Source organism: Aliikangiella coralliicola, from assembly GCF_007004725.1.
Lineage (GTDB): Bacteria > Pseudomonadota > Gammaproteobacteria > Enterobacterales > Kangiellaceae > Aliikangiella > Aliikangiella coralliicola.
Map to the genome: position 1 here is coordinate 433,173 of NZ_ML660166.1, position 15,357 is coordinate 448,529.

General features: G+C 41.9%; 9 protein-coding genes. 2 read left to right on the plus strand and 7 right to left on the minus strand.

Annotated elements, in window-relative coordinates; translation table 11 throughout:
* Positions 1-223: 223 nt before the first annotated feature.
* From speB to FLL46_RS17345, 4 genes are all read right to left on the minus strand, one after another.
* Positions 224-1,063 (minus strand): agmatinase, encoded by an 840-nt coding sequence (gene speB, locus FLL46_RS17330; protein WP_142932580.1) that lies wholly within the window; start codon positions 1,061-1,063, stop codon positions 224-226.
* A gap of 45 nt (positions 1,064-1,108) precedes the next feature.
* Positions 1,109-2,188, minus strand: coding sequence for a DNA alkylation repair protein (locus tag FLL46_RS17335; protein WP_142932581.1), 1,080 nt, complete (start codon positions 2,186-2,188; stop codon positions 1,109-1,111).
* Positions 2,189-2,297: 109 nt separating this feature from the next.
* Positions 2,298-2,765, minus strand: a complete 468-nt coding sequence (locus tag FLL46_RS17340) for a GNAT family N-acetyltransferase (RefSeq protein WP_142932582.1) — start codon at positions 2,763-2,765, stop codon at positions 2,298-2,300.
* A 222-nt stretch (positions 2,766-2,987) separates the two neighbouring features.
* Complete coding sequence (locus FLL46_RS17345; RefSeq protein ID WP_142932583.1) at positions 2,988-4,535, minus strand: peptide MFS transporter; 1,548 nt, start codon at positions 4,533-4,535, stop codon at positions 2,988-2,990.
* A 258-nt stretch (positions 4,536-4,793) separates the two neighbouring features.
* Here FLL46_RS17345 and FLL46_RS17350 point away from each other — a divergent pair, with 258 nt between their 5' ends.
* Positions 4,794-6,974 (plus strand): winged helix-turn-helix domain-containing protein, encoded by a 2,181-nt coding sequence (locus FLL46_RS17350; RefSeq protein ID WP_142932584.1) that lies wholly within the window; start codon positions 4,794-4,796, stop codon positions 6,972-6,974.
* Between the two features lie 262 nt (positions 6,975-7,236).
* Positions 7,237-9,306, plus strand: coding sequence for a bifunctional diguanylate cyclase/phosphodiesterase (locus tag FLL46_RS17355; protein ID WP_142932585.1), 2,070 nt, complete (start codon positions 7,237-7,239; stop codon positions 9,304-9,306).
* Positions 9,307-9,610: 304 nt separating this feature from the next.
* On the opposite strand, the gene FLL46_RS17360 is transcribed toward FLL46_RS17355, so the two are convergent.
* The 3 genes from FLL46_RS17360 to yjgA all read right to left on the minus strand — a co-directional run bounded on the left by FLL46_RS17360 (position 9,611) and on the right by yjgA (position 15,318).
* On the minus strand, positions 9,611-12,481 hold the full coding sequence (locus FLL46_RS17360) for a TonB-dependent receptor plug domain-containing protein (protein ID WP_142932586.1): 2,871 nt from the start codon (positions 12,479-12,481) through the stop codon (positions 9,611-9,613).
* 742 nt (positions 12,482-13,223) lie between these two features.
* Positions 13,224-14,615: a metalloprotease PmbA gene (pmbA, locus tag FLL46_RS17365; RefSeq protein ID WP_142932587.1), complete on the minus strand. Its 1,392-nt coding sequence runs from the start codon at positions 14,613-14,615 to the stop codon at positions 13,224-13,226.
* Positions 14,616-14,787: 172 nt separating this feature from the next.
* The gene (gene yjgA / locus FLL46_RS17370; RefSeq protein WP_142932588.1) at positions 14,788-15,318 is read right to left on the minus strand and encodes a ribosome biogenesis factor YjgA; all 531 of its coding nucleotides are present in this window, start codon (positions 15,316-15,318) and stop codon (positions 14,788-14,790) included.
* Positions 15,319-15,357: the final 39 nt, after the last annotated feature.

Sequence of the window (15,357 nt, forward strand, 5' to 3'; positions counted from 1 at the left end):
TTTCCTGAAAATAAATAACAGCTTCAATCTATTTATTTGGGCGAGATAATATACAAAATATCTCAAAAAAGCAATACAACTGATCAAAATTCGTCCAGCAAGTCCACTGCCCGATATTAGTTTGAGCATTTATCATATTCGACACATTTCCTGGATAGAAAAGCTCAGTGCTGAAAAGTTCCAATACTAAGAAGATGATTATCGCGCTAATTCGATTAGCAGCTCACGACAACATTTTCCCCGCCAATTCTTTCAATAACTTAGCTGCTACCATCGCGGTCATATCATTGACATCCCGTGTAGGATTATATTCAACAATATCAGCACCAATGACAGGAACATCGACAGCCTGGATAACAGTCAACACATCTCTTACCGACAAGCCTCCCGGCTCGTGATGAGAAACACCTGGCGCATAAGCAGGGTCAAGCGCATCCATATCAAATGAAATATAAACAGGGCCATCAAAATCAGGTTTAAAATGACTTACATCAAAACGGCTCATCTCGTGAATTTCAACGGAATACTTTTCAGCCTGTGTTTTCTGATGCTCATTCAACGTGCGAATACCAACCTGAACCAAACGCTTAGCGAGCCCTTGTTCCATAATTCTCGCAAAGGGACAAGCGTGGGAATATTGATTGCCTTCAAATTCGTGATAGAGATCGGGGTGAGCATCAAAATGAAGCAAGTTTACTGGCCCATGCTTCTCCGCCACCGCTTTTAACACCGGGTAAGTGACCGCGTGATCGCCGCCTAATGTTAGCGGCTTGGCGCCTTTTGACAATACCGGGCTGAGCAACTGAGTGATGTTCAAAAAATCGTCGACGGATTCTTCGATTGTTTGATCACCCAAATCTTTAAATTGCGCGTTATTTCCCAGGGTGACTCCTAATTCCGAACTTAAATTAGCGGAACCACAATAAAGCGCTTCTCGAATTTTCTTCGGCGCCTTGGCTGGGCCTCGCAAATAAGAAGAGTTAGCATCGCTACAAACACCGATAAGCGCTACATCGCCACTTTCAAGATCTTGATAGGAATGTTTAGATTGATCAACCGCCATGCCAAATTCACTCAAGTGCAAAAGGTAAAATTCAGTTTAAGCAATTTATTCGGTCAGTTCAAATGGCTTGCTCGCAACTTTTTCGCCATTGATCACAATAAAAAGCTTATGCTCACCGGGGTAATAGCGACGCGTAGTAATCGGCTTAAAAGAAAAATACTTACTGATGCTTCGGCTGTTTTCAGCATACTCTCCTTCCCCAATCTTAAATATTTTTGGCGATGTTTTACCATTTGATTTCATAAAGTCGATAACAAATTCTAAACGTAACTTGCCGAGTCGTTTGTTTTTCGATTTGATATCAAAATTGAAATTAAGCTCACTTCCCATAGACACCTTTTTGTCAACCGACAATTGATTGACCACAACATGTTCAGCGTTCGAATAACCAAATAAAGGTAAGACTTTTTTATCACCCTGCTTAAGCAATCCCCGGCATGCGTGTTTAATGACCCAGTCAATTTCTTTTGACCTGCCCAAATGCTCTGTTGCGATTTCGACAACCACATCAGGATTATCTTTAGAAATATCATTCAGGTTATTAGCGACACTACGCCTCACGTACAGGCTTTCGTCATCCATCAGATTAAGAATGATATCCAGAACCGGTTGGGGATTTTTCTTAAATTCTGGTAGCGCCATTGCCCAGGGTAATCGAGGGCGACATCCCTCCGAAGCCAGCCGTCTCAAATGCTCGTTTTGAGATCTAGACCACCGCTTCATTTGTTTCATCGTTTTCTCGGTATCCTGCATAATAAAGGGTCGAATAGCAAACTCGGCACTCGATGCGGAAGTGAAATGTGCTAGAGCTTTCATCGATAGCCGGTAGTCATTCAGCCCATACTGTTCGACAAAATCAGGAAACAGCATATGTCCGAGACCTGAGAACTTTTCAGAAACAGGCGTCAGAATGTTAATCGCTTCGGTGTAGCTCTTGGGTAAAAACTCGCCGAGCAAGAAGACAATACGACGCATACGCGCTTTGAGTTCCAATGATTCCCATTCATCGGATAATACTTTCCGGTTAAACGCGCGACTGTTAAAAGCAGGATGCTCTTTTTTGACTTCCCTCGATAATGATTTGACTAATTTTTCTGAATAATGATTTTTTAGCGGCTCTGGCATTGAAAGTTATCTACATAGTAATTAATTTAATTCCTACTTTATTAGAGCGCTACTGACAGCCTTGTGTCAGTATACCCAAGATCGCCGAAATATTAACGAACATCGATTCTCATTCTGCTCGGTCAATTGTGCTTTTATCCATTCTGAAGATGCACAGGTCTTCCAAATTATTAGCACCCAAAGATTCGTAAAATCGAATCGCATTATGATTGCTTTTCATGCACCACCATTCAAATCGAGCATAACCGCGGCTTTTAGCAAGGCGAGTTAAGTAATTCATTAATTCTTTACCATACCCTTTGCTGCGAAACTCAGGCTCTATATATAAATCGTCGAGGTGAATTCCTTTTTTTCCGGTAGTTGTAGAAAATGTTTCATAAAAGGTTGCAAAACCAAAGAAACGATTGCCACTTTTTAAAAGCACGGCTTCCGCTCTGGCGTCTTCGGACAATAAATTGATTTTTAAATCCTCAAGGGTAACCGATACTTGATAAGGAAGCGCTTCTTCCACAGCTAACGCTTTAATATATTCAAAAATAAGATCAGCATTTTCGATTTGGGCTGCTACTATTTCCATGTTAAAACGACCTTCTGAAATCAACGACAAATGGCAGGATTGGCACATCTTTAGAAAGTAACAGGCCCGTCTCTTTAACTCAATTCTTTAACCTTTGTGCAGATATAATTGTTGGTAATGATCTCACGAGTTTTGGCCTCATTTCAGAGGCCTCTCGGTTAATTCAGCCACCTAACAACCAAATTCGTTTCTGGCTTCCTGGTCAACTCTCAGTCAGAATCATTAATGCACGTTGTGCATCATTCGCTTTAATAGCGGTACAAACAAAACAAACACCAAAGCGCTGATAATTCCCATCCAGGCAATCCCTGAAAAGGTATCGTAATAAACCTGGCTGGGGCTGAGCCCGCCATCGGTGCTCGCAAATTTAGCAATTATACCTGCTATATATTGTGCTCCTGCAGTTCCTAAAAACCAGATCCCCATCATTAAACCAGCCAGTCGAGGAATGGATAATTTAGTTATCATAGAAAGACCTATCGGCGAAAGGCATAACTCACCAGTAGTTAACAACAAATGCGCCAATACCAACCAGAAGAGATTGACAGAATTGCCATCGCCAGCAATCAAGATCCCTACAGCCATTGAAGCGAAGCCTAACCCAACCTGAAAAATCCCTAATACAAACTTCATTGGCGTACTCGGTTCTCGATTTTTACTGGCAAGATAAACCCATAGCTTGGCGAACAAAGGTGCCAACAGCACAATAAAAATCGCATTCAATGCTTGCAATGTTGAGGAAGGAATTTCAAATCCCCAAACCACGCGGTCAACCACTCGTTCTGCAAAAAGATTCATTGAACTTCCGGTTTGCTCAAAGCTCAGAAAAAATACAACAGAGGCTAAGGTTAGCCCCAGTGCAGCAAACATTTGCTCGCGCTCGACTTTGCCTGATTTTTGTAAACAGAACCAGATAACGACAATCAACGCTAAAATAGCGGTACTGCCAAGCAGAGCCCCTACCGCAGCATGATTTTGAACCAATTGCCAGACAACAAATACCGAGGCAAATAGCCCCAGGTAAATTGCATGCTCAAGGCAAAGTCTTCCAAACAACGATTGTTTGAGCTTTTGTGGCTGCGGAGACTCTGCCACGCCATTAAGTTTTGGCTGTCCAAAAGCAAATCCAACCAGACCAATCAACATTCCCACACCAGCCAAACCAAAACCATAGTTCCAGCCGTAAGTTTGCCCGAGGTAACCGCAACCAATTGAAGCAAGCGCCGAACCAATATTGATCCCCATATAGAAGATGGTAAACCCTGCGTCACGGCGTGGATCATTTTTGTGATATAGCTTACCAACAATGGTCGAAATGTTCGGCTTGAGCATGCCCACGCCTACAATAATCAGCGCCAGCGAAAAGAAAAAAGTTTGCAAAGCAACCTGATCGACAATGAGTTTTCCCTCGTTGTCAGTAAAAGCTTGTTCGCCTTCGAAAGCCATCCCGAAGTGTCCCAGGCATAAGAGTATTCCCCCGAAAAAAACCGCTTTACGCCCTCCGAGGTATCGGTCAGCCAACAATCCACCGAAAATAGGCAGCGCATAAACCAACGAAAAATAGCTCCCAAAAATATCAGCGGCGTCGGCATCGCTGAATAAAAAGTGCTGGGTTAAGTAAAAAATAAGTAGTGCTTTTAACCCATAAAAACTGAACCGCTCCCACATCTCCATAAAAAAACAAACTGCGAGCCCCGGTGGATGAGTGACCTTTGATGACGATTTTGCCTGCTCTTGTTCTGATTGTTCTTGTTCGATTGTGATATCCATTTTGCCTCCTGAGAATTGTTAGCGCTGCATCAAATGAACGGGAAATTTATTTTTGGTTCTACCCCGGACAAGTTTTCTTTTTTGGTCAAACTGACGCCAACCATTATTAACAAAAACCAGAAATGCCCCATGAAATGCAGGTGAAGCTTACTGAAACATTTGGTGAAGATACGGTGAAGCTTTTTGAAAATGCTTGAAATTTAAAGGGGTTTCGATAATCTGGACTTTCACTAAAACAAAAAACGGGAATATCGCAGGTTGTTTAAAACTTCAGCAACAAAACGCCAATTTCAGATTGAAGATATCAAACTTGACCCAGAAACCGGTCAGGTATGGCGTGGCACTGAAGAAATATCACTACCGAAACTTTCTTTTCAATTGCTCAGAGTGCTGGTCGAAAATTCGCCAAATGTCCTTGAACAGGAAGAATTGATTGGAGAAGTATGGCCCGACATGGTTGTCGGCGACGAAACCCTCAAACAACGGGTCAGATTACTGAGAAAAGCGCTAGGTGACAACGCTCAGTCCCCCAAATACATCGGAGTTGTCAGAGGGCGCGGTTATCGACTACTTCCGGAAGTTAAGATCCTGTTAATTAACCAGACCACACCAATTGAGTATGATCTGGCCAGCAGTGACCGCGTACCGAATCTTTTTACTTCCAATACGCAAAAACTCTGGCAAAACATTTCGCTGGCTTTATCTGCTTTTATCGCACTTTTATTGATTTCTCTATTTATTCTAAGTAATCAACTCAGTCAAAAGTCAAAGAGTCATTCGCTGCAACACCTGGCAATCCTCCCCTTCGTTAATATTACGCAAAACCCGGAGGATAACTATCTGGCCAGCGGTATGACAACTGAACTTATTCAAGTGATGTCTGAAATCGAAACGCTCAAAGTGTCATCACAACAGGCAGTACAACCCTATGCCCGAACTGAGCGTTCAATCAGCAAAATTGCTACTCAGCTGGACGTTGGCTCTATCTTAGACGGCTCTTTATATCGGCAAAATAATTTATTGCATTTGAAATTCAAGCTAATCAATACGAATACTTCAGATCTATTGTGGCAGGCAGAGTACGATTTTGAGTCCGACGATATTTTAGCAATACAGCGAAAAGTGATTTCTCAAATAACCAGTCGTCTGAAAGCTAAACTCAATAAATCCCAGGTATTGGATTCACTTTCACTAACGCAACCTACCCAGGTTGTCAAAGCTTACGATTTGTATTTGAGGGGACGAGATTACTATAGTCGATATCGACAAACCGATAATCAAACCGCGATTAATCTGTACCAACAATCACTCAAACTTGATCCGACATTCGCGCTCGCTTACGCGGGTTTAGCTGATGCCTACAGTCAAGGGGTTTACCAGTTTGGCGCGGGCGAATCGTGGCGAAAACTGGCACTTGAGTCAGCTCGCCAGTCGGTCACGTTGGGCGAAGAAAGAGCAGAGTCTCACAAAGCGCTAGGATTAGCTTACTACCTGAACGGTCAACTCAAACAAGCTATTCAATCAAATTTGCGAGCGATTAAACTATCTCCCAGGCACGCACAGGCTGCAACTAATCTTGCGTACCTCTACCGCCAAACCGGGCAACTTGCCAACGCAATGAAATGGAATTTAAGAGCCGCCGAACTCAACCCTAATTACGCGACAGTTTATGCTCATTTAGGGCAAACTCTGGAGAGTTTACAAGTTTACGATAAGGCAGAAGAGAGTTATCTAAGAGCCTTACAGCTACAGCCGGACTATGTACTAGCCACCAGACTCTACGCGGATTATCTTGCTATTCATGATCACCATTCCAAAGCAAAAGCGCTCATTAGCGACGCCATCAAAACTTTCCCACAAGAATTTTCCTACCTGTTAACGGCGGGAGAAATCGAGCTGTATCAAGGTCAATTTCTAGAAGCATTCTCATTTTTTCAACAAGCAAGCTTACTGCCACACACTGAGGAAAACCTCGAGCTACAGCTACTTTTAGCCGTGAGTCAAAAAATTCTCGACCAAAATAACGATGACATAAAACAAGCCAAACTGATGCAGGTGATTGATGCCTGGCATAACCTTCGCATTAAAAATATTACGATAAGCGAATTAAAAGCAAAGAACTCTTCGTTTGAAGGTATACAACATGATGAGAGAATGAAGACTAGCGAAACTGGTATTTCAGCCTCTCCCCAAATAGTCAATCGAGCCAGCGAAAACCCTAGAGACTATTTTCTATTGGCAATCGCCCTGAGCGCCATCAACAAACCTCAATCAAGCGCTGAAGCCCTGATAGAAGCGATTAATCGCGGCTGGACAAATCTAAGATTAATCAACCACCTTCCCTTATTTCGAGAAATTAGACAGTTACCAGAGCTCAAGACCGCTCTTAAGAATTTGCAAAATCGAATTCATGAGCAAAAACAAACCATCAAGCCTTAATCTCAAATAGAGAACAACATCTTATCTTGTTCAATTGATTAGCAAACAATCAACAGAGTTTTCTTGAGGTTTCACTATTCTCTGGCTAGGCTTAATTAAACTGGGTCTGAGATAAAAAGAGTGAAACAAAAAACCAAAATAACAGTTGCTCGATTTAACAGAATAAACCGACAAGATTAGCTGGTGCTTACTATATCCGCTTAAGTACAGCTAAACGCCCAAATGCTACCCAAACAACAAAATAACCTGATAGGAGCCATCCGTGTCGGAATATCAGCTGTACGCCAAATCGTTTCCCGAACCGAAAGATATTCAAGGAATGTCTCAGCCTCAGCTGGCACAACTAGTGGAACACTATCAGCAAGCCGTCAAGGTACAGCAAACTCTCTTTCAAATCGCCAACACGCCAATACACAACGGCAACCTGGACAAACTATTTGAATCAATCCATAAGGCATTAAACAAAATCATTTACGCGAAAAACATCATCATTGCGACCCTTGATGAGGAGGAAGAAAGTCTCACATTTGAATATTTTAAAGACAGCGTTGACACTATGGCGCCTGAAGAAATCTGCTCTTTGCCATCAGCCAGAATAAAATATACTTTTACTGGTTACGTGTTGAGAACAGGGCTTCCTTTATTAGCGGATCAAAATAAAATGCGCCAGCTAATGGAAAAAGGTGAAGTCTGCCTGGTCGGACAAAATTGTCAATGCTGGATGGGGGTTCCGCTAGTCAATGATGGAAAAAATTTCGGCGTGCTTGCATTGCAAAGTTACGATGCCTCGATAAAGTACGAGCAGTCCGATCTTGAGTTGCTTAGTTTCGTCGCAGGCCACATTTCCACAGCAATTAATCGCAAAAAAATGACCGATGTGATTGTCAATATGAATAAAGAGTTACAACATTCTCATGCACAACTCGAAGAAAAAGTTCAACAACGAACCCGGGAACTAGTCACTTCAAATTACGAACTCCATAAGCTATTACGAGAAAGAGAAAAAACCCAGGCAAAACTTTACCACGATGCACTTCATGACACCTTAACCGGTCTGCCGAACAGGACGCTTTTCATCGACAGGTTGCTCAAAGCGATGAATCGGAGTGATAGCCGCGAAGCACTAAAATACGCCGTATTATTCATCGACCTTGATCGATTTAAAGTCATTAACGATAGCTTGGGACATCTTACCGGCGATCTATTGCTCAAAGAAGTAGCTACCCGCCTGGAAAAAGCAATTCGCCCCTGTGATTCTATCGCGCGATTTGGCGGCGACGAGTTTTGCATTTTACTCGAAGGCGATATCAATAAAAAAGAAACCGTTAGTATTTCGCAAAGAATTGTTGAGCTGGTTTCGAAACCTTACGTTATTCAGGGTACTGAAGTTTTCACCTCACCAAGCGTCGGTATTACCCAAAACCAACCGCATTATAAAAACCCCGAGGAAGTATTAAGAGACGCTGACGCGGCAATGTATCAAGCAAAATCAAAAGGAAAAGCTTGCTACGAATTTTTTGATATTGATATGCATTTCAACGCCGTCAAAAGACTTCAACTAGAAACAGATTTAAGGGTGGCTTTGAAAGAAGGCGAACTAGATGTCCACTTTCAACCAGTCATCGATCTCACTGATCGAACAATTGTCGGATTTGAATCACTAGTCAGATGGAATCATCACGAGCAAGGCTTTATTAACCCGTTAGACTTTATCGAAATAGCCGAGGAAACAGGCCTGATCATCGAGTTAGGAAAACAGGTGTTAACTCGTGCCATCCATGAAATTAGTCGATGGCGCCAACAAAACGAAAAGTTCTCGCAGCTTTATGTGAGCGTCAACCTATCCCCAAAACAGTTAGAAAATCCCGAGCTAACAAATGACATTTTCTCACTCTTGTCAGAGACAAAACTCCCGGCGTACTGCCTTAAACTTGAAATTACTGAGAGCATTTTAATCGACAACTTCGACGTTGCCAAAAAAGTTCTCAACGAGTTCAATAACGCTGGAATTGAAATTATGCTCGACGACTTTGGTACTGGCTTTTCTTCCCTCAGCTATCTACATCATTTCCCGATCGCTTTGGTCAAAATTGACGGCTCCTTTGTTAATAACATGTTTCAAGAAGCGACCGATTTAGCAGTGATAAAATCAGTAAAAATACTCGCCTCCGGGCTCGATATGGAAGTTATTGCAGAAGGGCTTGAAACAGAAGAACAATTCTCAAAACTTAAGCAACTCAACATCGAATATTCGCAAGGTTATTTGATTTCAAAGCCGTTGAGTGGAGAAGAGATAACACAAAAACTTAGCACAGGAAGTTTGAATTGGTAGTCAACAAAAACACTAGCTGTAGATAATAGACTTTACTCTCAGTTTATTATTTTAGCTTTTCCAACAACAAATATACTAAATATTTAAGCTGCCTTATATTTAGCCTGGTTCCAATATTCGAGTTTATGATCTTATATTAATAGCAAGATGCTATTTTGATTATCGGTACTAATTATGAAGATAATATTGCGATAAACACAATTGAAATTAATAAAGGGGTTATTCGCAAAAAAAATCCAGTCGACAATTGCCGACTGGATTTTACAGGTTTGAGTTTATCAAACTTGTGACATCTAATTGATGACTAGAACTTATAATCTAACTCCATGTAAAGTTCGCGACCAATTTGCGCGCCTGAATAGACGAAAACATTGAACCAAGGTGGTTGAAAGAAGAAATGCGAATCATCTCTCGGAGCGCCTTCATCTAGTATATTAACAACACGAACAGATCCACGCAGACTATCGGTGAATTCATATCCGGCAGTCCAGTTGAATGTTATATAAGGGTCAACGCGCATATCATCGTTTGGACCAATTGAAGTTGGGTTACGTCGTGTAGTACTACCGCGACGAATACCTGTTAACACAGTGCTAAAATCGCCATTTTTGTAGCTAAACGCCGCCGTTAAAATAGAACGGAATCCCCAACCGCCTTGAATTGGATCATCACGTAAATCAACATATTCTTCATCGGTAATATCGTTCTTAAACTCGTGTGAAAGCACATGAGTGTAATCTAGATTAAGACCGAATTGTCCAACTGATGTGTCAAACTTGGAGAACATTTTTACATCAATATTTCTCACTTGTTCAACAGCAGCATTGATTGGAGAAGCGTTGAACTCTTCAATGAATGAAACACCAGTTGTAGGATCGACTTCACGTTGAATACGTGGCGCGATGTAATCACAACGGTCACCGGTTAAGTTACCCAGGAAACACTCAAATTCGTCACGTAGTAATGTTGTAATACTTTCGTTTCGAACCTGGTCTTCAATGCGAACTTTACTGTAATCAACAGTTATCAAAAGATCATCGCTTACGTCCCAAGCAAAACCTAACCAGTTACTGTGGCCAGTTTCATCTTTTAGCGCTTCGTCGCCTGACAGTTCAGTACCCGGAGTACGTCTAACAAAAGTGCTAGAACCAGTACAGGTTGAACGATCAAAGTTTGCAGGTGTTCCACCAGTTGCAATGAACGACTGATAACATTGAACAAAATCAGTAGCGGTAGTAAAGAAACCTGTTCTTGTGTAAACCATGTTCAAGTCAGGTGCACGGAAACTACCTGTGTATCCACCACGAATTAATAAGTTATCTAATGGTCGATACTCAAATGACAACGAAGGCGTAGTTCTTGTTCCGATAGAAGATGACGTGCTGTCATAGTTATCGGTTCGTGCTGCAACACTAAGAGTTAAATCACTTGAAACAGGAATTCGAGTTTCAAGACCAACAGCAGCACGACTTCGATCACCAGCGCCGCTAAATCCGGTTAAGTTCCACCAGCCTGAACCAGACAGGTAAGACTCAATTGGATCCTGTTGTAGTCGAGCATCAGGAACGAATGCGAAATCTTGTTCTTCCCATTCTACAACCAATGCATAACTCAATGGTCCGTCAGCCATCTCAACTAAATCACCGTTTAATACAAATTGAGCACTCGTTGAAGAGGTTTCATTACTGTATCTTTGCATGTCGATAGCACTGTTAACAAGTGCTTGGTCAATAGGCGTAAAGATTCCGCCGGTTGCGCCAGTTTGCAGACCAAATGTTCCGTTACCGGCCCACCAGTTATCTCCAAAGAAGCCAACTCCGTTGTAGTCACCTAAAAAGACTTCAACCACACTTTCAGCTTTCCACCAAGGCTGTTGGTAATTTAACTCGTAATCGCTTTGAGTTAATGAGACTTCCCAATCGTGTAATCCCCAGGATCCTCTTGCACCTACAGAAAGACTGATTGCAGTGTCGTCAAAGGTTTGATCTAAACTACGGCCTAGTTCCTCTTCGGTAAAGCGACGTTGGCCTAAGTACCAGTCACCGAAAGTACCAAATACCGTTGAGCGTGGTGTAGAAGTGTCGTAAATGTCTTCAGAAATCCACAATCCGTTATTATTACTAACCGAATCACTTGTGTAATAAACCAGGTCACCGAATAGTTCTACGTCATTTTCCAGGTAATAGTTACCGCTGGCGAAAACAGAATAATGTTCTCTTTCATTTCTGAAGTTGGTTTCTGCAGCAGAGTCTTTACCACAAAAATAACCACGGTTGTTACGGAAAGAACGCTCAGTACCATTTCCTAAGGCAGCACATGCGCCAACGCCTGGATCACGATAACCTTGGCCAGTTGAATCTAAAGCCCATCCATTAAGTGCCCAGTAATCTAAGTCAAGGTTGTTTCTTAGTAAAACACCATCGCCATAAGGATAATCAAGATCAGAGTCAAACTCGTCATAATCACCAGCTAAAATAGGATCGCGCTTTTGATATTCGAAGGTTGCGGTAATGTTGCCGCTTTCAAAAGAATGCCCTGTAACCAGTTGGAATCTAGTGGTATTTCTATCCGTTTTAGTTTCTGTGGGGCCACCAACAAGTAGGTTGAGAGAGGTTCCATCAATCTCAGTTTTTAAAATGATGTTAATTACACCTGCAACCGCATCAGAACCATAAATGGCCGAAGCACCTGTCGCAAGAACCTGAACTTCTTCAACTGCCGCGGCTGGAATAGCGCCAAAGTTAACAACCGATGTACTTGCTTGATAAGCCGCTGGGTAATTGGCGATACGTCGGCCATTGATGAGCACTAAGGTATTACCAACACCGGTAGATCGTAAATTAACCGTTTGTACATCTGGCGTAAATAACTGAGACTCTGGGCCTTCAAATTGAAAACCAGTGTTTTGTGAAAGGTTCTTAAGCGCGTCGAATACAGTGACATATCCGCGATCAGTCATATCCTGGCTAGTAATTCGGATAATCGGTGCAGCCCCCTCGGCTTCACTTCGCTTAATTCGAGATCCAGTAACGGTAATTTTATTGTCGTCTTTGGATTTCGCTCCATCAGTTTCGTCCTCCGCCGCATAAATACTGCCAGCGGTCAGTAAATTTGAGGCGATAAAAGCTGCCAAGGCACTACGCCTGAACGCAGTTTTCCTGTTTATATCAATCATTAGATTAATCCCCGGTTATTGATTGTTATGTTTCACTATTTATTATTCCTGTGCTCAAAAAAACCAATCCTGTGCAACAAAAAAGGATTGAAAAAACATTGAATCTTTAGGCACCTAGTCATTGTTACTAAAAATTAGCCAGGGTTCAATCGTTAATTTTGGGTAATTTGACACACTTAATCGTAACTTTTACCGATATTTTGTATCAAAATAAGTTCAAATTGGCATTAAGTGAAATAAAATTAGGGGAGGTAGATAGCGCCAAGGCGCTTGTACTTGATGGTTGAAGCACTACTAAACGTATGAAAAATAAACAATAAGTTAACTTGTTCTAAATTTTTAAATCAGATAGGCAAATCGCACTTTTAGCTTCTATTTCAGGCACTAAGTCTTGTTTTGCTGGAGCAAGCGGAATTCTCGTTTCCACTCTAGCAATATTGCCTGTTTTTGCTCATTTGGTATTAACAATGAAGCAAACCCGCCTGACAGCTGAAATTGGACGTAGTGATACTAACTCAACCAGGCTTAAGAGACAATCACCAACATCAATCATCTCTATTATTGGCACAAGATTTTTGTGCAGGACAGCAACTCTTATCCGAAGATGTTCGATTACTGAGATTTAGCGAATATCAGTAACATTGAAAGATTTCGTACTAAAATCGAACTTCGTTAGACTATTGGTGAATGCTTATCTTAGGCTATTTGAGTTAATACTCACTTTCACCGCCGCAAATCGCAGTTAATTTCCGGCAATCATCATGTCAGATAGCAACCATGAGCCAGTAACGGTGCTACTGCGATAATCCAGATCGGTGCCGATCGCCTGCAGTCCGGCGAACATTTGCTTTAGATTACCAGCAATGGTGATTTCTTCGACAAAATGCTGAATTTCGCCATTCTCCACCCAAAAACCTGACGCGCCACGGGAATAATCACCGTTAACCAAGTTCACACCATGGCCCATAACTTCAGTCACGATGAGTCCCTTATGCATCTGTTTAACCAATTCATCAAAACTCAGGTTCTGATTATTAGCATTGCCGGGCTCTATGTGAAGATTATGGAGACCACCGGCATGTCCCGTAGGACTCATCTCCAATCGCCTTGCACTATAGCTATTTAACAAATAAGTCTGCAACACGCCCTGCTTAATAATGGCTTGTTCTCGCGTTGCAATACCTTCATTATCAAACCAGGAGCTCGCAAGACCTTTTTTCAAGAAAGGTTTTTCTTGCATATCAACAAACTCAGGAAACACCGGTTGATTGAGCTGGTCGAGTAGAAAGCTGGAGCGACGATATAGGCTAGCACCTCGAATTGCAGCACAAAAGTTACCGACTAATCCTCGGGCAATTTCAGGTGTGACAACGACCGGGAGTTTTTGAGTCGCTATTTTTCGGCCGCCTAATCTAGACACCGCTCTTTTCGCCGCTTTTTCGCCAATGCTCTTTGCTGTCTCCAACTGTTCGGCATCTCTGGTAATCGAATACCAGAAATCTCTTTGCATGCCCTGCTCATCCTGGGCGATTAGAACACAACTCAAGCTATGCCTACTGGAGGGTACCGCTGCAGAAAATCCGTGAGAATTTGCATAAAATCGAATATTTCGATGGCTACTAAAAGTCGCCCCTTCGCTTTGTTCAACTCTCGCGTCGGCATTCAATCCCTCAGCTTCACAGGCCAAAGCATATTCCTTAGCGATCTCGGCGGTAACGCCCATCGGACAGTCTAATTCGAGCTCGACTGGTTGGGTTGCCATTAATTCAGCATCTGCCAAACCAGAACAAGGATCTTCTTGTGTATGGCGGGCAATATTACAAGCTGCATCGACTGTTTCTGATAATGCCTCGATGGTTAAATCGCTTGTTGTCGCAATGCCTTTCTTATGGCCAAAATAAACGGTCAGACCAAAACTGTTATCTCGATTATATTCGAGCGTATCAACTTGCTGATTTCGAACCTGAACTGACAGGCCGATATCTTTACTAACACCCACTTCAACCTGGCTAGCACCTTTGGCTTTTGCCATGCGAAGTAAATCCTCTCCAACACTTTGTAGTTTTTCCACTTCAGCTTTTACATCAAGTTCATCTGCAGGATGTTCTGAAACTGAAACTTGCAAATTGGTCATTTAATTTTGTCCATTATGTTCTGAAATAAATTAACTGTTCCGAAATAAATTAACGGTTCTGAAATAAGTCAACTGTTCTGAAATAAATTAACTATTCTAAAATAAATTAGCTTTTTGAAAGCAGTTAATCGTCGTTGAAAAATATTCGAGCAGAGGAATAAAAACTCGGCTCTCAATCAACCAGGTAATTTTCTAAAAAACTACGCAACTTACTTTCAGCTGCTTTTCGTTTCACATCGTCTTTTGCAGAATTTGTGTTGCGAACCAACTGTCGAAGTGCTTGTCGGTCAATCGCAGCATTTTGCTCAACCAGAATCTGCACCTGTTGATCGCCCTTCTCCTGCAAATCTCTAACCATTTTATCGAGAGGATCAGCTTTCGTTTCTGCTACCTGGCTACGCAATTGAGAAAACTTGTCTTCTCTTAGAAATTCTTTAACTGCTTCGGCATCTTCATTTCTCAAACACTTACCAATATATGACAAGTGTCGTTTACGCGCGATATTTCCACTCTGACGATGATAATCTCTCACAGCACGAAGCGTCGTTTCATTCAAGGGTAACTGCATAAGTTTAGTTTCAGGCATCGCGATCAACTCTTTTCCAAATGCCTGTAATGCTTTCGATTCTTTTTTAAGTTGTGTTTTACTGACAAACGCTTCGTCTGTTGTGTCTGTCTGATTTTTATCTTGATTATTCATCATAGTTTTCTAACTCGTACTACCAACGGTTCTAACTTGTAC